Raw genomic sequence first — 18,106 nt, 5'->3', positions numbered from 1 at the left:
ATCTTTGCTTCATAGGTATTTGTTTGTGTATTAGTGTTGGTAATATCATTGGCTATATCACTTAATATATCTATGCAGGTATTATAAGCATCTATGGCTTTTTTACCCGTGCGACTATCAAGTTTTCTATATGATTCTGATTTATTAGAATCTAAGAGTTTGTAGAGTTCTTTTTTTGTTTTGAGAATATCTACATTTGCCTTATTAAATCCATTGGCAAAGAATGTAAAATCATCTATATAATATGATGTGTTGCCACTCTCCTCTGGCACTTGGTATTTGCGTATATCATTGAGGGATATATGGGTTGTTGTGTTATGTATGATGAGATTTTGTATCATCTCTTGCAAAAGATTTTCTAAAAGGTTGTTAGAATCTTGGCTCAATGCTCTATAATCTCTTGCTATAAAATGATGAGATTGCAAGTCTTTGAGTAAAGAGCCTAAAGTGTCATAGTGATATTGTAAGAATTGGCTTGTCTCATTATAGATTATGCTATGTGTATTATTTTCTGCATTATAGTGATGATAGAGACTAGGCATTGTATGGTTAAAGTCTTTACTTGTAAGTAATGGCACGATATAGAGTAGATTTTCTCTTTGATTTCTTGGAAGTTTAGATTCTAAAAGCATAGTGTATGTTTGTGGCACATTAAAGTATTTGAGAGGGAGTGAGAGGATTTCACTAGAGATATTAGAATGAGAGAGAGAATGCAAAGAATCTAGGGCATTAGATTCTAAAATAGAAGCAGAATCTAATGTGTGAGATTGTAAAGAAGTATCAAGACTAGAGGATAGAGAATCTATGCTATGGCTTTTAAAATCTTTATATATTTGCAATCCTAGTATGCTACCTGCACCAAGTAAGCTTAAGTCTCTTAAATCTTTAATAGCTTTGCGTCTTTTAGAATCTATGTGAGCATTTGACAATATGTTTGTGTTTGTGTTTTTAGAGTTATTTTTTTGCATAAGTATCCTTTTATGAGTTGATTTCTTTATTTAATTTGTCTTGGACAAGCAAATCTTGCAATTTTATCTTTTTTGCCTCAAAGTGCTTTTTAATTTTTTCAATAAACAATATGTCTTGCTCATTACCTTTTGTTTTAAGTGTATGTAGATATTGTATAGGATTATTATAGGATAAAATAGTTTCCTCCTCACCTGCTTGACAATAAATATTATACTTACTTGGATAACCCCAAGTTGTTAATGGGTTTTGCCTCCAATTTGTATAATAAAATACTTCACTTATCTTATAGGCATATATTGTTCCATTTTGAGAATCCACAAGAGAAGATATGAGAGCATAAGTATTGCCAAGTTGTATGGTGAATGATAATTGATAAATATAAGGCTTTAGTAATATAAAATCTTTTTTGATACTTAAATTATCTTTTTTATTTATTTTTTCAACAGCTAATGCTATTTGGCTACTATTACCTTCAACAAAAGTATCAGTTACCATATCTTGAGTGATACTATGCCAAAACGATTTAACACGAACATCTTGCCTTAAGGTCTTTTTTTCTTGCAGAGTATAATAATCTTGTATATATTGCGGTAAAGGGCGAGAATAAACAATGCCTTTTTGGGAAATTTCGCATAATCTCTCATATTCCTTATATTCAGAATCTAAAGCCTTAGGGATAAAGGCACGATAACTTGTAGGATAAGAACAACCTTTCATCATAAAAAATACTATTAAGATTCCAATGATTGCTAAGACATTATATTTCATTCATTGCTTCCCTCCTTTATTTCAATGAACACTCCCATTCATAAGCACTTTTGACAATCACTCTTAAATCATTATATTTTGGTTTCCATTGCGTAAGGGAGAGAATCTTTTCATTTTTGGCACTTAGCTCAATAGGGTCGCCCTCTCTACGAGCAGATTCTATAACTTTAAAATCCATTCCGCTGATTTCTTTGACAACATCAATTACTTCTTTTACACTATATCCTTTGCAATAGCCTACATTAAAAATATTGGAAGTTTGTGTATGCTGTAAAAATGTAAGAGCTTCAAGATGCGCACTTGCTAAATCATCAATATGAATATAATCGCGGATACAAGTGCCGTCCTTTGTGGGATAATCTGTGCCAAAGATACTCATAGATTCTCTTTTGCCACAAGCACACTCACAAGCGACTTTGATAAGATGAGTAGCATTTTTGCTCCTTTGCCCCAAGCCTTTATGGTTTGAGAGAATCTGTGGCGTGTTATCCATACTCGCTCCTGCGACATTAAAATATCGCAATGCTACATAATTAAAGTTTTTGAATGCAAGTGAAGTATCGTATAAGATTCGCTCGCTCATCATTTTTGAGCTTCCATAAGGATTAATAGGTAAAAGTGGGGCATTCTCATCAATAGGGATAAGTGAAGTATGTGGCTCTCCATATACTGCTGCTGTAGAGCTAAAGATAAATTTTGTTATGCCGCATTCTATGCACAAGGCAATAAGATTTGTAGTATTAAGGGTGTTGTTTGTATAGTATTCAAGGGGTTTGAGGACAGATTCTCCGACAATAAGCGAAGCCGCAAAGTGAATCACTGCCTCAAATTTATAGTGCAAGAGCAAAGTGCGCATTTTGGATATATCGTTGATATTGCTTTGCACAAAACTCACTCGCTCCTCAAAGCATTCTTGGAGATAAGCAATGTTTTCTTTAAAGCCTGTGCTTAAATCATCAACGATAAGAATATGATAATTTGTATTTTTCAAAAGACAATAAGCAGTATGAGAACCGATGTAGCCACTCGCACCTGTAAGCAAAAGATAAGGCATATATGCTCCTTAAACTTGATAGAATCCGCATTTAGATTCTATCAAGTTAAGCTAAATATATCCTGCAACCTTTGCAAGCAAATATCCTGCTACACAAGAGCTAAATACCCCAATAAGCCCGGGTAGGATAAAGCTGTGATTAATAACAAATCTGCCAATATGCGTTGTGCCACTTCTATCAAATTGAATCGTTGCCAAATCACTAGGATAAGTAGGCAAAATATAATATCCATAACAAGCTGCCGCAAAAGCTACAATAATACCCGGCTCTACACCAATACCCAAAGCCAAAGGCACAAATGCTGCAATAGCTGCTGCTTGAGAATTAACAAATTTAGAAATCAGCAAGAGCATAATCGCATAAGTCCAAGGGTGAGCTTTGACAATATCACCAAGTGCATCTTTCATCATCGGTGTATGCACTGCAAACATTGTATCTGCCATCCACGAGATTCCAAATACTGCTACGAGCGCAATCATACCAGATTTAAAAATTTCATTATTCCCAATTTTTTTCGCATCAACATTCGTAAAAATAATAATGAGTGCGCCTGCGAGGAGCATAAAAGCTTGAATGACATTTACCATTGAAATATAATCCATAGATGGATTACCAAGCTTGTCTTTTTGTGCAATAGCTACAATTTCTCCAGATTCTAAAGCGGATTTAAATGCACTCTGCCCCCCCCCTTGTGCCTTTTGGTCAAAGCCTAGAGCCTTTAAATCCACTATACCTTTATTCTCACCATTTGGTGTCCATTTGATAGTTGTTTCTTGCAGATGAGCTTCATAAGCCATTTTTTGTCCCCAGTTTGGCTTGATAGATTCAAAAGCTCCTACTAAGGCTACAAGTGCGATTGCACCTAAAAATATCCACATAGCCACCCAATCTTTTGTGGGAAGTTTGACTCCCAAAAGTGTTTTAGAATCCCCATAAACATATTTGTGAAATTCGGGGTCTTTTAACTTTTCTTGAAATTCCAAGTCTTTATCCAAGTCTTTGCCTCTAAACCAAGAAAAAATACCGATGCAAAGCACGCCAAAAAGTGTGCTAGGAATAGTAATTTGAAGCAAATTGATATAGCCATCAAATCCTGCAAGTTTATGCTCTGTATTTAAAAGCAAGGCTGTTAGGCTCACAACTGCCACAGATACAGGAGATGCAATAATCCCCATTTGTGAAGAAATAGAAGCAGCTGCCATAGGTCGTTCAGGGCGGATATTGTTTTTAATTGCAATATCATAAATAATAGGCATAATTGTATAAACTACGTGTCCGGTGCCACAAAGAATCGTCAAAAAGCAAGTTACAAAAGGAGCGAGGATTGTGAGGAATTTTGGATTGCGTCTTAGAATACGCTCTGCAATTTGGAGCATCACATCTAAGCCTCCGCTTGCTTGTAGTGTTGCACTTGCTACAACCACAGCAAGAATGGTAAGCATAACATCAATAGCAGGTTTGCCCGGCTTGATATGAAAGACAAATACGAGCATTAAAATACCAATGCCCCCAAGTAATCCCAAAGCAATACCGCCTTTTCTTGCACCATAAAAAAGGCAAATAAGCACGACAAGGAGCTGAATACTAAATTGCCACCCTTCATTTAAACTTGTAAAAAATTCCATAAGTCCTCCTTGAGTATAAGAAAAATTCGGAGCATTATTTCTAAAAGAATGTTACATCTGACTTAAATAGATAATATTTAAGTTTTTTTATGGCGTGAGTGTGTTAAAGTGAGGCATATTTACATTTTTCCAAAGGAAACAAAATAAATGGCAGCTTTTCAAATTGTGCTTGTGCAGCCACAGATTCCACAAAATACAGGCAATATAGGGCGGCTTTGTGTGGCGACAGATTCTGTATTACATTTGATACATCCGCTTGGATTTAGCACAACCCAAAAGGAGCTTAAGCGTGCCGGGCTTGATTATTGGCAACATTTACAGGTATATGAATGGGCAGATTTGAATACATTTTGGCATTCTTATCCCCCAAGTAAGAGACACTTTTTCTTTAGCACTAAAGCACAGCAGCTCTATTATGATGCAGATTTTTCTCAAGGTGGGTTTTTATACTTTGGCAGGGAAGATGCGGGATTGAATGAAGATATTTTGCACACATATCAAAAGCAAGTGTATAAATTACCAATGAAAGCGGGTGTGCGGAGTATCAATCTCGCTACAAGTGTTGGAGCAGCTCTTTATGAGGGAGTGCGTCAATGTCAATCTTATAAGATTCTATAAACAATATACTTAGTTTTATATTTGTGTGGTGCAATGAGTGTAGATTCTCATATCTTCTTTACCAAAAGCTTGGAGGAGTTTATTAATAATAAATTGCGCTTTTTGTTCATCAATAAACATTCTAAAAAGCCCATATTCTTGCCTGCCGCTTACTTGTTCTGAAGCACTTTGTAAAAGGAAATTAGAAGCATATTTAGCGCAAGGAATATAGAAAAAATCATCATATCCATCTTCTAAGAGCATATCTACAATCGCATCTTTGAGCGTATCCTTAAAATAAATATCAATGCTTAATGTTTGATTTTGCATTAGTTTTCTTTTTGAGAGATTGTATTTTGTGCGTCTTCACCATATTGGACAATGACACGAATTTTAAAGATACCTATAAGATAAAGTATGATTCCATACACAACCATCACTCCAAAGCCCATAAAGAGGATTCCAAAAAAAAGTGCAACATTCTCATTTTGAAGCCTTGCTGTAACTAGAAAGCCAATTGATGAAATAAGAAAGACAAGGAGTCCTACAACCATAATTTTGGTTGCTTTAAAAAAAGTTTTTTCATTGGTGATAAAACTTAGCTCTTTGCCGAGCTCCCATAAAATATAAACGACAATAGGAGCAGCGATAGAGCAAAATATCATATAGGCAGAAAAGCTTGAAGTTATGGCAATTATGTCGGTTGATGTAGAAGAATTGTTGAACTCGGGAATAAATAATTGAAAAATACCAGCTATAATACCGATAACGAGCTGAATAGCATAGAGTTTTAAAAGTCGTTTTCTTCTTGCAAGTTTGCAGAGATAAAAAAAACAAAAGAGAATACAAATAGTCCCGCAGAATCCGATAATAGTGCTAAGTGTGTTGCTCATTGCAGGTATTTCACCTGTGAGCATATTCATTGAGGATACAACGATATATACATTAATCACAGCAAGAATCAGAGCGCCAATCCACAATAATTTAGCGCGTTTAAGGAGTGGTGTATGTTCAATAGTATGGATTGGGATATTATCAGGGATTGGCGGCATATTAACTTCAAACAAAGCCATTTCTCTTCTCCTTTTTTAATTTTAAAAGTGTGCATTCTATCACATTAATTTAAATTTTATTTGAATTTATAGCTTTATGATTTTTGCTCCAAAGCCACCCATATTTGCAGGTGCATCACTAAAAGAGAGAATCTTAGGGTGAGTAAGCAGATAGTCTCGCACAAGTTTACTTAAGATTCCGCTGCCAATGCCGTGATATACAAGCACTTCATCATATCCAGCAATGAGTGCATTTGATAAAAACTCATCAAGTTTCTCTATTGCCTCTTCTCCACGCATTCCGTGTAAATCTAGGCTTACACTTACACTTTTGCTTTGCTCAAATGTAATATGAGATTTTGGTGTGGGAGAAGGTGCGAAAGAAGGCTTAAGATTCTCTAGCTTTTCTTTAAACTTAAATCCGCCTTCAAGTTCTATTACACACATTTCACCCTTTATACTTAAAATATGTCCTTTTGCATTTTTATATTTTATTTTATCACCAACTTTAAATGTATGAGGATTTTGTGTGGTTTTTTGGAGAGAGGGTGCAGTATGAAGAATCTTATGAGATTGATTAAAAGCTTTGTGCATTTCCTTGCTTTCTTGCGATTTGAGGGCAGATTTGAGCGTTTGTGTGGCTTGGTTATAGGTAGATTGTAAATTGTGTTTGAGCAGCTCAAATTCTTCTTTTTGCGCATTGGAGAGTTCATTGAGGGAGAGAATCTTGCGCTCATATTCTGCAATAAGTGATTCTAATTCAAGTCGCTTTTGTTCAAGCGTGATTTCTAATTCACTTGAGCGTTCAATAAGCTCATTTAATCGCTCTTTATCTTTGCCATACACAGCTTTGGCTTGAGAAATAAGGGAAGCGGGGATTCCATATCTTTGCGCACTTTCAAATGCGTAGCTTTTCCCAATGCTTCCATCAAGAAACTCAAAGAGTGGCACTTGAGCTTGAATGTCATACATTGCCGCACAGAGTTGGACTTTGGGATTATGTGCCATAAGTGCGGCAAGATGTTTATGATGCGTGGTAAGGAGGATTTTAGCGTGATGTTGGAGCAAATATTCAAGTAATACTTTATAAAGGCTGGCTGCCTCATCTGCGTCTGTGCCTAGCTCAATTTCATCAATGCCAAGCAACAAATCAGAGGTATTAAGAATCTGCTTAAACTCAAGCATACGTCCTGCAAAAGTGGAAATATCATTTTTGCTATTTTGAGGGTCAGAGATAATAGCTTTAATATGCTTAAAATATGGAATCTTTGAGTGGTAAGCGTTGATTTTAAGCGGGATAAGAAATTTACTTAAAAAACACGCGCTAAGAAGTGATTTTAAAAGCATTGTTTTTCCTCCAGCATTTACACCTGTAATCATCAAAACATCGCCTTTATATGCAAAATTTATAGGTTTTGGGGATTGCAAGGCAGGGTGGGAAAATTCAGATAAGATAATGTTTTTTTCGCGTGTCATTTCATATATAAAAGAGAGATTGTGAGCTTTGGCAAAACTCAATCGCGCATAGATATGGTCAAAAGTATCAAAGGCTTTGTTAAGAAAATGCAAAAATCGCTCGTGTTTATGAAGTGTGTTTGAAAGAGATTTGCAAATATTATAGAGACTTTGTTCAAGACTATCTTTGAGCTCATTTTGCTTTTCTTTAAGTGTTATAATACTCTCTGGCACAAGATAGAAAAATCCGCTATGAGAGCGTTCAAGCACCATACCCTTGATGATATGATTATATCCCGCCTTAAGCAAAAGACATTCGTTTTGATTGATATAATGCACAGAAGAATCTATAAGATAAGGAGCAAGGCTAGAAGAGTGCAAAATACGCGATATATGCTCATCAATGTGCATTTTAGTGCGTGAAATGTGAGATTTAAGCGTGTCAATTTCGTTATACACGCCCTCTTTAATCTCTCCTTTATCATCAAATACATTATCAATCTCTTGTAATCCATCAGGGATAAGAATCTTATCAAGCCATTCTTTGGTGCGAGGAGTAGATTCGGATATATTTTTTTTGAGATAAGCAAAATATCGCATCAGCTTGATAAATGCAAAGATTTCATACAATTTTAGAGTGCCATATTTTTGCAAAAGCCTTAAGGGTTCATTGAGATTTTCAAGTGGCGGAGGTGGATTCAATGGGTGGTTATCAAGCTCTTGCAAAAGTATGGCATAAAAATGCCTATCTCCTTCAAAAATAAAGGATTTTTCACGTGCAAAATATGTTAAAAAATCTGCGAGAAAATCAGATAAGTCAAGCTTGGCAATGAGCCTTTCATTATGGTTTTGCACTAGGCATATCCGCTAGAGTGTCATCTTTGTTTTTATCTTGTGTAGCTTTTTGTATAGAATCTTTATCTGCATCATCTATATCATTTATTTTACAATCTTGCAAAGGTATGATAATGCCATTATAAGGCGTATTTGATTTGCCTTGAAAGCTCATTGTGCCATTGCTTAGGATAAAATGCTCTGCGCTAATCGTGAGAGTGCGCGATTGAAAAGCGCAAGTAAGAATCTTATTGTGCATAAAAGCACTTTTTAGACGTGAAAATTCCTCACTCTCTTTTTCTTGTAAAATATTATAAATCCCAATAAGCAGGGCAATAAGAAGTAAGCACAAGCCTAAAACAATTTTTGTTTTGCGCGGTATTTTGTCTTTGTTTTGCGCTAATATAACTCCAACTACCACAAAGAACACCAATAGAAGTATGAAAATAATATAGCCCATTATTTTTCTCCTCGTAATTGATAAGTAATATCTCCTGCACCAAGTCCGATAATAAGAGCATCTTGCAAGGTTTTAATGAGATTGTCTCCATCATAGAGGTGGATTTGAGAATCTTCTCGCTTAAGATGTGTAGCAAAAGTGGGATTATAATGTGCAAAAAGTGTGGCAAAATCAATATCTATATGTTCCTCTCCAGCTTTCCACACAGGCAAAATTACAAGCTCATCGCACGCATTGCTAAAACAATCTATGAAAGCTTGTAAATTATCAAGCACACGCGAGTATTTATGAGGCTGCCAAATGGCAATGACTTTATTATGGGGTTTAAGCGAGTTATAAATCGCTACGCTTTTGAGTGTAGCGAGAATTTCTGTGGGGTGGTGGGCATAATCGTCAATAATCGTTGTTGTGCCTTTAGTAAGAATATCAAAACGTTTTTTAATGCCCTTAAAATGTGTGAGATTTTCTTTTATTGTTGTCAAAGCATCAATACCGAGCTCATCAAGCGCACATAAAATAGCTAAACTCGCATTTTGTGCCATATGCTCTCCAAAGCCCCATACACTAAACTCCCCATAGTTTTTGAGGCTAAAAGTTGTTTGAGGTTCATCATTATGGAGATTAAAGCGTATGTCTTTAATGTCTTTATCAGGGCAAAGCGTGATAGATTCTATATCTGTAAGGCTTTGTAAATAAGGGTCGCTTAGGTTTAAAATGCGTTTTTTTGCTTTACAAATGAATTCATAATACGCACCATAAAATTCCTTTAAGTCGTGATTATAGCTCTCCATATGCTCTGGCTCGGCATTTGGGATAATCGCACAATAAGGATTTGAGTTTAAAAAGCTTTTATCAGATTCATCAGCTTCAAAAACAATGCTTTCACTTTTCGTTTCACGCACATTTGAGCCAAACTCTTTAGAATCTGCACCAATAATTGCACCAAATTGTGGAAAAATCGCACTTAAAATCGCACTTGTGGTGGATTTGCCGTGCGCACCACATACGCTAAAGACGCGTTTTTCTTTAAGAATAGAAGCAATGGCTTCTTTGCGTGAAAGGACTTTAATACCTTTTTTTATTGCCTCTTGCACTTCAATATTATCAGGCTTAATGATAGCTGAATGAATCACTACATCTTGATTGGTAATAGCAGCAGCACTATGAGGAATATGAATAGGCACACCTTGTGCGCGGAGGTATTTTGTGGCATTTCCCTCTGCAATATCAGATCCACTCACTTCTATGCCTTGTGCGCGGAGGTATTTTGCTAAGCCTGAAATACCAATGCCACCAATACCTATGAAATGTATTTTCATTGACACTCCTGTTTATAAAGTTTGATTGCTTCTTTAAGGGCAAGAAGTGCTTTTTTTGTTGTATTATTATCATACACAAGGGCGATTCTTACATAGCCTTTACCTTGATTCTCTCTGCCTAAATAACTACCCGGCAGAGTAAGCACTCCTTTTTTCTCATAGGCGAATTTGCAAAATGCCTCATCGTTATCAACTTTAAGCCATACATAAAAGGTATAAGGGCTAATTTGCTCTGTGCTTAGTTCTAAAATCTCCCTCGCTAAGGCGAGATTTTTGGCATAAATGTGTCGGATAGATTCAGGAGTTTGCATATCTTTCCACGCTATGGCAGCAGCTTTTTGCAAAGGTAATGGCAGTGCACAGCCTAAATAAGTGCGATAGAGGTTGTAGGCTTTTAAAATTTCAGCATCTCCGGCGATAAAACCGCTACGCAAACCCGGAGCAGAGGAGCGTTTGGAAATAGAATTGAGAGCAATGATATTTTTAAAACTTGTATTACCTGCTTGAATTGAAGCTTGGAGAATGCTTGGTGGAGAGGAAGACTCATAAATTTCACTATAACATTCATCATTTATAATCACAAAATCATATTCAAGTGCTTTTTTTACCCATTCTGTAAGTGCTTGCATATCTAGTATTCTACCTGTGGGGTTATTAGGAGAATTAAGAATAACTAAATGGACTTTTTTTAGCTCTTTGGGCGTGAGTGAGGGAGTGAAGTCATTTTCGCTTGTAAGATTCATTAGTAAAACCTGCGCTTTTGAGGCAATAGCCGCACCCTCATAGATTTGATAAAAAGGATTAGGATAGGCAATAGTAGGCTGTGGCAAGTCAAAAAGATAAAATTGCGGAAAATTAAAAAGCACTTCGCGTGTGCCAAAAGTAGGAATAATTTGGTTTTTTGTAAGCGTGAGATTGTAACGTTTGCTTATGAAGTGAAGCTGTGCGTCTTTAAGCTCGTCTTCACCGCTTGATTTTGGGTATTTATTGAGCAAAGAGGCATTGCTTTGCCACGATTGTATAATATTAGTAGGTGTAGGAAATTGGGGTTCGCCGATAGTGAGTGAAAAAACCTCTCCACCGCTCGGAGGAGAGCTATGAGCAAGTAGAGTGCGGAGTTTTTCAAAAGGATAGCTTTCAAATTGATGTAGCAAAATAGCTCCTTACATTGTTAAAGATTCTTTATATAATGAAAGCATTATTTAGAGAATCTGCTTGATTATAAATAAGGCGAGTTGCCATTTAAAATATGTGTATTAAATCCGTGCGATTATATAGTAAAATGATAACTTTTTGATTATATTTTGCTTTTTGCCCTTGATTTTTTTATCAAGCATTGATAAAATCATACCCTCAAAAGTCATACGCACAATATTAAAGTATGCGGGAGTAGCTCAGTGGTAGAGCACAACCTTGCCAAGGTTGGGGCCGCGGGTTCGATCCCCGTCTCCCGCTCCATTATTGCTAGATGCAAAAAATTGTGTTTGATGTGCTTTTGAATGTTTATCTGCGTTTATTAAAGAGACTATGCAGATGCCCGGGTGGTGAAATTGGTAGACACAAGGGACTTAAAATCCCTCGGACATTGCGTCTGTACCGGTTCAAGTCCGGTCTCGGGCACCACCTCAATATAAGGGCTTTCAATAAACAAACGCATACATTGCTTAAGATTCTCTTTTAGATTCTAGTAATGGCGACATAGCCAAGTGGTAAGGCACGGGCCTGCAAAGCCTTGATTCCCCAGTTCGAATCTGGGTGTCGCCTCCAATACACATTTTGAGAGTTAAAATTTAAGGTATAGCGGGAGATGGCTGAGCGGTTGAAAGCGGCGGTCTTGAAAACCGTTGAGGGTAACACCTCCGGGGGTTCGAATCCCTCTCTCCCGGCCATTATTTCTACAAAATTAAAAATCAATGTATTTGAAAGATAACATCCATTGTTAGTATTGAAGCAAACCACATTAGAAAACTCAAAATACTAAAAGATAAAAACCCAAAAGTGAAGACTTGTTTTTTAGAGGAGGGCATTATAGCAGAATGAGTATTTTTACGATAGATAATAAGAGATAAGATAATAAAGGTTGGACTAGCACAAATAATGCTTACCAAAGATATAAAAGGAATAGAGAATCTAAAATCTTCTAATATTGCCATAGCACCTTTTCTAAGCATTAGCACATCAATCATTTCCAATCCGCTCACTATACCTACTCCAATTACGCTACCTATCATACACCCTGTTAAACTAGCATAAGCAAAAGTAAAAAAATATTTATTTATATATTTTTTGATTCTATGTGCATAAAAAAATGTAATGCACATTGCTATTATATTAATTATGCCTACAATACTTAAAAAAATAAAAATCATCATATAGGCTAAAAAAGCCCAAATTCCCATTAATCCCCCCTCTTGTTTATAATTTGCGTAATTATAGCCAAATATTCACTTAATGGAAAAATTTATTTAAGAGTGCAAATGCAGCCAAAGTTTCAATGGTATATAATAAGCACCCAGCTGAAAATAAAGGTGTGTTATTTATATTTTTGCTTTTTTTATTTAAATAATAAATTAGAATATGCGGAATAAGAATGTATAGGGAGAATACTAAGCCTATTGTATATATTATTTATTAAAAACTCAAGATCAAGTCTAGATAAGCCTGATAAAGAAACTAAACCAATTATGCCACCCAACACTATGCCAATAAATCCGCCATAAAGAAAAGATGAGTTAATATAATTTCTAAAATGTGGAATAAGCAACAATAAAGCATTTACAATAAATGATGGGAAATTAAAAGAAATAGTAAGGATTGCAATAAATTGTGCAGATTATTTATTTTAAAAGCAAATATTAAATACTGACTGATATATAATTATATAATGTAAAATAAAATGACAAAGGCAAGTTTTAGAGGGTTCTACTCTTGACAAAGCAAGATGAAATCTATATAATTGCAACCTTTTTATTACATATTTGTGATAGAATGCTGGTTTAGCTCAGTTGGTAGAGCATCTGCCTTGTAAGCAGAGGGTCGGGGGTTCAAGTCCCTTAACCAGCTCCATTTTACACTCTAGCGTTGTCGCTTTCAGTGTTTGACCAGTTTTAGATTATTTTTGGTGAGTTACTCAAGTGGCCAACGAGGGCAGACTGTAAATCTGCTGTCTCCGACTTCCGTGGTTCGAATCCACGACTCACCACCACCTAAAAATATAAGAATCCTTTAAAATATTTGGTGGTAGTCAAAATAGTTAGTTGTAAGTCGCGGGAATAGCTCAGTTGGCTAGAGCATCAGCCTTCCAAGCTGAGGGTCGCGGGTTCGAGCCCCGTTTCCCGCTCCATACTGGGAGCTGAATCTTCTCTTTAATTTTAAGTTAAGATTTTCTCCATAAAATAGTTTGCCCATATAGCTCAGCGGCAGAGCACTTCCTTGGTAAGGAAGAGGTCGGCGGTTCAATCCCGCTTATGGGCTCCAGTTTTCTATGTAGAATCTTTTTAGTTTTCTATGGATTTTGAAAGATTCTAAAATTAAATCTTAAAGTTAGGAGATACAAAATGGCAAAAGAAAAGTTTGTGAAAAACAAACCTCACGTAAATGTGGGAACAATCGGGCATGTTGATCATGGTAAAACAACTTTGAGTGCAGCTATTTCTGCTGTGTTGGCAACTAAAGGTCTTGCAGAATTGAAAGACTATGATAACATTGATAACGCGCCAGAGGAAAAGGAAAGAGGTATTACTATCGCGACTTCTCATATTGAATATGAGACAGAAAATCGCCACTACGCGCACGTGGATTGCCCCGGACACGCTGACTATGTTAAAAATATGATTACAGGTGCAGCTCAAATGGACGGAGCAATTCTTGTTGTTTCTGCCGCAGATGGTCCTATGCCACAAACACGTGAGCATATCTTGTTGTCTCGCCAAGTAGGTGTGCATTACATCGTTGTATTTTTAAATAAACAAGATATGGTTGATGATGCTGAATTACTTGAGCTTGTGGAAATGGAAGTGCGTGAATTGCTTAGTCAATATGATTTTCCCGGAGATGATACTCCTATCATTGCAGGTTCTGCTCTCAAAGCGCTTGAAGAAGCAAAAGCAGGTAATGTAGGTGAATGGGGTGAAAAAGTATTAAAATTAATGGAAGAAGTTGATAAATATATTCCAACTCCACAACGTGATACTGAAAAAACATTCCTTATGCCTGTAGAAGATGTATTCTCAATCGCTGGTCGTGGAACGGTTGTAACAGGAAGAGTAGAAAGAGGTGTTGTGCAAGTAGGCGATGAAGTAGAAATCGTAGGAATCCGCGACACTCAAAAAACAACAGTTACAGGCGTTGAAATGTTTAGAAAAGAGCTTGATAAAGGTGAGGCAGGAGATAATGTCGGTATTTTGTTGCGAGGAACAAAAAAAGAAGAAGTAGAAAGAGGTATGGTTCTTTGTAAGCCCGGCTCAATTACTCCACATAAGAAATTTGAAGGTGAAATTTATGTCCTTTCAAAAGATGAAGGCGGAAGACATACACCATTTTTCAATGGCTATCGCCCACAATTTTATGTGCGAACTACCGATGTTACCGGTTCTATTGAGCTTCCAAGTGGCGTAGAAATGGTTATGCCCGGTGATAATGTAAAAATCACAGTGGAACTTATTGCTCCTGTGGCACTTGAAGATGGAACACGTTTTGCGATTCGTGAAGGTGGTAGAACAGTTGGTTCAGGTGTTGTAACAAAAATTATTGAGTAATAAAGGCTCTATAAATGGCAAAGGGAAGCACTATTAAGATAGGACTTAAGTGTTCGGAGTGTGGTGATATTAATTATAGCACCACTAAAAATGCAAAGACAAATACAGAAAAACTGGAGCTCAAGAAGTTTTCTCCTCGTTTGAATAAACATACGATTCATAAGGAAGTAAAACTTAAAAGCTAGGTAGAAACCTAGCTTATAGGTCAGTAGCTCCAATGGTAGAGCGTCGGTCTCCAAAACCGAGTGTTGGGGGTTCGAGTCCCTCCTGACCTGCCATAGAGCTGTAAATTACTAATTAAAAGAGATGCAGATGTTTAAAAAGATAAAAACCTATTTTCAAAATGCAAATGAAGAACGATTGAAAGTTATATTTCCTACAAAAGAGCAGATTCGGAATGCTTCAGTGTCTGTGCTAATTGTAGTAAGTGTAATTACTTTATTTTTAGCATTAGTTGATTGGATTTTATTTCATTCTGTATCAAGCATTTTGTAAAATTATGGAAAGGTGAAGCTTTGGAGTGGTATGCAATACAAACATATTCCGGTAGTGAAAAAGTAGTTGGCGAAGCAATCCGTAATCTTATTGTCCAAAATCAGATGCAGGATAGATTTGGTGATGTTGTTGTTCCTACAGAATCCATTATTGAGACAAAAAAGAAAATTGTGGATAGAAGCTTATATCCGGGTTATGTATTTATTCAAGTTGATTTAGACACAAAACTTTGGCATATGATTCAATCTTTGCCAAAAGTAGGGCGTTTTATCGGCGAGAGCAAGAAGCCAACGCCACTAAGCGAAGCTGATATTGCTAAGATTCTCGAAAAAGTTAGAAATCCAAGTGCGCCAAAACCTAAGATTTCATTTGAACAAGGTGAAGTTGTGCGCATTATTGATGGTCCATTTGTGAATTTTACAGGAACGGTTGAAGAATATGATTTAGAACATAAAAAGCTTAAGCTTAATGTTTCAATCTTTGGGCGAAGCACCCCTGTTGAAATCTTGTATTCACAAGTAGAGAAAATTATTTAAATTTTGGTAGAAAAGGAAGGAATGCACAAATGGGTAAGAAAGTTGTTGGTGAGTTAAAATTGCAGATTCCAGCAGGAAAGGCAAATCCATCGCCTCCTGTAGGTCCAGCATTAGGGCAGAGGTCGGTCAATATTATGGAATTTTGTAAAGCATTTAACGAGAGGACTAAAGATATGGGTGATTTTAACATTCCTGTTATTATCACTATTTATCAAGATAAAAGTTTTACTTTTATCACCAAAAAGCCTCCAGTAACAGACCTTATCAAAAAGGCAGCCAAAATTACAAAAGGCTCAGATAATCCACTTAAAAACAAAGTTGGGAAATTAACAAGTAAGCAGCTTGAAGAAATTGCTCAAACTAAAATGGAAGACCTTAATGCTTCGGATATTGAGGCTGCAAAAAAGATTGTGGCAGGAAGTGCAAGAAGTATGGGTATTGAAATTCAAGATTAATTGATGGAGTTTGTTTATGGGTAAGAAAATAGCAAAAAGATTGCAAACTTTACAGGCAAAAGTTGAGCCTCAAAAGGTTTATAGCATTCAAAGTGGTGTGAGCGCAGTGAAGTCTTTGGCTTCTGCAAAATTTGATGAAACGGTAGAAGTAGCATTACGTTTAGGAGTAGATCCTAGACACGCTGACCAAATGATACGTGGAGCAGTAGTTTTGCCACACGGAACAGGTAAAAAAGTGCGTGTTGCTGTGTTTGCAAAGGGTATTAAGGCTGATGAAGCAAAAAATGCAGGAGCTGATGTAGTGGGTGCTGATGATTTGGCAGAAGAGATTAAAAATGGCAATATTAACTTTGATATGGTTATTGCTACTCCTGATATGATGGCTCTTGTAGGTAAAGTGGGGCGTATTTTGGGACCAAAGGGTTTAATGCCAAATCCAAAAACAGGCACAGTTACAATAGATGTTGCTAAAGCTGTAGCTAACGCAAAAAGCGGACAAGTAAATTTTAGAGTTGATAAAAAGGGTATTATCCACGCACCTATTGGTAAAGCTTCTTTTAATGAAGAGAAGATTTTAGATAATATGCTTGAACTTGTGCGTGCTATCAATAGGCTTAAGCCTACTTCCGCAAAAGGCAAATATATTCGCAGCAGTAGTTTATCGCTCACAATGAGTCCAGCAATTAAGCTTGATTCTCAAGAGCTTATGGATATGAAATAGTTTTTGAAATGAGGTTTTATCTTAGACCAAAGAGCATAGGGGCTTAGGCTTAAATTTCCCTATGTGAGGTTGAGGTCTGAAAGGAGGAGAAATGACTAAGCAAGAGAAGATTCAGATTGTAGAATATTTAAGTGCTGAATTTAAGAATGCTTCTGCCTTGATTGTATGCGATTACAAGGGTTTACGAGTAAGCCAACTTGAAGAGCTAAGAGGTACTTCAAGAAGTGCTAATATTAAGGTTCAAGTTATTAAAAATACCCTTGCAAACATTGCCATTAAAAATGCACAATGTCCTAACTTAGAACTCAAAGATACAAATATTTTTCTTTGGGCAGATGATCAAATCGCGCTGTCTAAGGTTGTTTGCAAGTTTGCGGATTCTTATAATGAGCATTTTAGTTTGAAAGTTGGTTTGTTTGATAAACAAGTGGTTGATATTAAGCATATAGTGTCTGTTTCTAAGTTACCAAGCAAAGAAGAGCTTATCGGTATGTTGCTGTCTGTATGGACGGCTCCAGCACGATACTTTGTTACTGGACTTGATAATTTACGAAAACAAAAAGAAGAAAATTAACACAATAAAAGGAGTGTAAAATGGCAATCTCTAAAGAAGAAGTATTAGATTACATTGGGAATCTTTCAGTATTGGAGCTTTCAGAACTTGTAAAAGCTTTTGAAGAAAAATTTGGCGTAAGTGCTGCACCAACGGTTGTAGCAGGTGCAGTTGCAGGTGGAGCTGGCGGTGGTGCAGCGGCAGAAGAGAAAACCGATTTCAATGTAGTGCTTGTTGATGCAGGTGCAAATAAAATCAATGTAATTAAAGCAGTGCGTGAAATTACAGGCTTAGGTTTAAAAGAGGCAAAAGATGCTACAGAGCAAACCCCGAGCACACTCAAAGAAGGTGTAAGCAAAGAAGATGCTGAGAACTTTAAGAAAAAACTTGAGGAAGCGGGAGCAAAAGTAGAAATTAAATAATTTCAGGCTTTCAGTTTATTTTAATGCCAAATC

The 18,106-nt window shown here is 36.4% G+C and carries 20 protein-coding genes and 9 tRNA genes; 18 read left to right on the top strand and 11 right to left on the bottom strand.

From position 1 onward, the window contains the following. From LS66_RS08180 to LS66_RS08165, 4 genes are all read right to left on the bottom strand, one after another. Positions 1-968, bottom strand: a 968-nt coding sequence (locus tag LS66_RS08180) for a hypothetical protein (protein WP_138092025.1), incomplete at its 3' end; no start/stop codon positions are given. Positions 969-978: 10 nt separating this feature from the next. After that, a complete protein-coding gene (locus LS66_RS08175) occupies positions 979-1,737 on the bottom strand; it encodes a hypothetical protein (protein ID WP_034368097.1) in 759 nt (252 codons plus the stop codon). Positions 1,738-1,753: 16 nt separating this feature from the next. Continuing rightward, complete coding sequence (gene galE / locus LS66_RS08170) at positions 1,754-2,791, bottom strand: UDP-glucose 4-epimerase GalE (RefSeq protein ID WP_011115222.1); 1,038 nt, start codon at positions 2,789-2,791, stop codon at positions 1,754-1,756. A 51-nt stretch (positions 2,792-2,842) separates the two neighbouring features. Beyond that, complete coding sequence (locus tag LS66_RS08165) at positions 2,843-4,417, bottom strand: anaerobic C4-dicarboxylate transporter (protein ID WP_011115221.1); 1,575 nt, start codon at positions 4,415-4,417, stop codon at positions 2,843-2,845. Positions 4,418-4,564: 147 nt separating this feature from the next. Between LS66_RS08165 and LS66_RS08160 the strand changes: the two genes are divergently transcribed. Then, the gene (locus LS66_RS08160) at positions 4,565-5,035 is read left to right on the top strand and encodes a tRNA (cytidine(34)-2'-O)-methyltransferase (RefSeq protein WP_034368096.1); all 471 of its coding nucleotides are present in this window, start codon (positions 4,565-4,567) and stop codon (positions 5,033-5,035) included. A gap of 15 nt (positions 5,036-5,050) precedes the next feature. Here LS66_RS08160 and LS66_RS08155 read toward each other — a convergent pair whose 3' ends face one another. From LS66_RS08155 to LS66_RS08130, 6 genes are all read right to left on the bottom strand, one after another. Beyond that, positions 5,051-5,344, bottom strand: coding sequence for a DUF3240 family protein (locus LS66_RS08155; RefSeq protein WP_011115219.1), 294 nt, complete (start codon positions 5,342-5,344; stop codon positions 5,051-5,053). Continuing rightward, on the bottom strand, positions 5,344-6,087 hold the full coding sequence (locus tag LS66_RS08150) for a hypothetical protein (RefSeq protein ID WP_034368093.1): 744 nt from the start codon (positions 6,085-6,087) through the stop codon (positions 5,344-5,346). Before LS66_RS08150 ends, LS66_RS08155 begins: the two co-directional genes overlap by 1 nt. Positions 6,088-6,153: 66 nt before the next feature. Continuing rightward, the gene (locus LS66_RS08145; RefSeq protein WP_034368091.1) at positions 6,154-8,376 is read right to left on the bottom strand and encodes an endonuclease MutS2; all 2,223 of its coding nucleotides are present in this window, start codon (positions 8,374-8,376) and stop codon (positions 6,154-6,156) included. Beyond that, on the bottom strand, positions 8,363-8,815 hold the full coding sequence (locus LS66_RS08140; protein WP_034368089.1) for a hypothetical protein: 453 nt from the start codon (positions 8,813-8,815) through the stop codon (positions 8,363-8,365). The genes LS66_RS08145 and LS66_RS08140 overlap by 14 nt, the downstream gene beginning before the upstream one ends. Next, entirely contained in the window at positions 8,815-10,134 is a 1,320-nt protein-coding gene (murC, locus tag LS66_RS08135; protein ID WP_034368302.1) for a UDP-N-acetylmuramate--L-alanine ligase, read from the bottom strand. The genes LS66_RS08140 and murC overlap by 1 nt, the downstream gene beginning before the upstream one ends. Then, complete coding sequence (locus tag LS66_RS08130) at positions 10,131-11,288, bottom strand: succinyldiaminopimelate transaminase (protein ID WP_034368303.1); 1,158 nt, start codon at positions 11,286-11,288, stop codon at positions 10,131-10,133. The genes murC and LS66_RS08130 overlap by 4 nt, the downstream gene beginning before the upstream one ends. 229 nt (positions 11,289-11,517) lie before the next feature. Here LS66_RS08130 and LS66_RS08125 point away from each other — a divergent pair. The 4 genes from LS66_RS08125 to LS66_RS08110 all read left to right on the top strand — a co-directional run bounded on the left by LS66_RS08125 (position 11,518) and on the right by LS66_RS08110 (position 12,023). Further along, positions 11,518-11,592: transfer RNA gene (locus LS66_RS08125), tRNA-Gly, on the top strand. A 77-nt stretch (positions 11,593-11,669) separates the two neighbouring features. Beyond that, positions 11,670-11,757, top strand: a tRNA-Leu gene (locus LS66_RS08120). A gap of 69 nt (positions 11,758-11,826) precedes the next feature. Further along, positions 11,827-11,901: transfer RNA gene (locus LS66_RS08115), tRNA-Cys, on the top strand. Between the two features lie 34 nt (positions 11,902-11,935). After that, positions 11,936-12,023: transfer RNA gene (locus LS66_RS08110), tRNA-Ser, on the top strand. A gap of 21 nt (positions 12,024-12,044) precedes the next feature. Here LS66_RS08110 and LS66_RS08105 read toward each other — a convergent pair. Then, positions 12,045-12,533 (bottom strand): hypothetical protein, encoded by a 489-nt coding sequence (locus LS66_RS08105; protein ID WP_034368305.1) that lies wholly within the window; start codon positions 12,531-12,533, stop codon positions 12,045-12,047. Between the two features lie 591 nt (positions 12,534-13,124). Between LS66_RS08105 and LS66_RS08100 the strand changes: the two genes are divergently transcribed. From LS66_RS08100 to rplL, 13 genes are all read left to right on the top strand, one after another. Further along, a tRNA-Thr gene (locus LS66_RS08100) sits at positions 13,125-13,200 on the top strand. A gap of 54 nt (positions 13,201-13,254) precedes the next feature. Next, positions 13,255-13,339 (top strand) — tRNA-Tyr (locus LS66_RS08095). 61 nt (positions 13,340-13,400) lie between these two features. Then, positions 13,401-13,477, top strand: a tRNA-Gly gene (locus LS66_RS08090). Between the two features lie 59 nt (positions 13,478-13,536). Further along, a tRNA-Thr gene (locus LS66_RS08085) sits at positions 13,537-13,611 on the top strand. A gap of 80 nt (positions 13,612-13,691) precedes the next feature. Continuing rightward, the gene (gene tuf / locus LS66_RS08080; protein WP_011115211.1) at positions 13,692-14,891 is read left to right on the top strand and encodes an elongation factor Tu; all 1,200 of its coding nucleotides are present in this window, start codon (positions 13,692-13,694) and stop codon (positions 14,889-14,891) included. A 14-nt stretch (positions 14,892-14,905) separates the two neighbouring features. Further along, the gene (gene rpmG / locus LS66_RS08075) at positions 14,906-15,076 is read left to right on the top strand and encodes a 50S ribosomal protein L33 (RefSeq protein WP_002955417.1); all 171 of its coding nucleotides are present in this window, start codon (positions 14,906-14,908) and stop codon (positions 15,074-15,076) included. 17 nt (positions 15,077-15,093) lie between these two features. Beyond that, a tRNA-Trp gene (locus LS66_RS08070) sits at positions 15,094-15,169 on the top strand. A gap of 34 nt (positions 15,170-15,203) precedes the next feature. Next, positions 15,204-15,386 carry a preprotein translocase subunit SecE gene (secE, locus tag LS66_RS08065; protein ID WP_011115210.1) on the top strand — a complete coding sequence of 61 codons (183 nt, stop codon included), beginning with the start codon at positions 15,204-15,206 and terminating at the stop codon, positions 15,384-15,386. 20 nt (positions 15,387-15,406) lie between these two features. Further along, positions 15,407-15,922, top strand: a complete 516-nt coding sequence (gene nusG, locus LS66_RS08060; RefSeq protein WP_011115209.1) for a transcription termination/antitermination protein NusG — start codon at positions 15,407-15,409, stop codon at positions 15,920-15,922. A 29-nt stretch (positions 15,923-15,951) separates the two neighbouring features. Next, positions 15,952-16,377 carry a 50S ribosomal protein L11 gene (gene rplK / locus LS66_RS08055; RefSeq protein ID WP_011115208.1) on the top strand — a complete coding sequence of 142 codons (426 nt, stop codon included), beginning with the start codon at positions 15,952-15,954 and terminating at the stop codon, positions 16,375-16,377. A gap of 16 nt (positions 16,378-16,393) precedes the next feature. Beyond that, positions 16,394-17,098: a 50S ribosomal protein L1 gene (rplA, locus tag LS66_RS08050; protein WP_011115207.1), complete on the top strand. Its 705-nt coding sequence runs from the start codon at positions 16,394-16,396 to the stop codon at positions 17,096-17,098. Positions 17,099-17,189: 91 nt separating this feature from the next. Continuing rightward, positions 17,190-17,672, top strand: a complete 483-nt coding sequence (gene rplJ, locus LS66_RS08045; protein WP_034366634.1) for a 50S ribosomal protein L10 — start codon at positions 17,190-17,192, stop codon at positions 17,670-17,672. Positions 17,673-17,692: 20 nt separating this feature from the next. Next, a complete protein-coding gene (rplL, locus tag LS66_RS08040) occupies positions 17,693-18,073 on the top strand; it encodes a 50S ribosomal protein L7/L12 (protein WP_011115205.1) in 381 nt (126 codons plus the stop codon). The last annotated feature ends 33 nt before the right edge of the window (positions 18,074-18,106 follow it).

It is taken from the genome of Helicobacter sp. MIT 03-1614, from assembly GCF_000762925.2.
Taxonomy (GTDB): domain Bacteria; phylum Campylobacterota; class Campylobacteria; order Campylobacterales; family Helicobacteraceae; genus Helicobacter_C; species Helicobacter_C hepaticus.
This window is presented reverse-complemented; position numbering and strand designations above follow the sequence as displayed.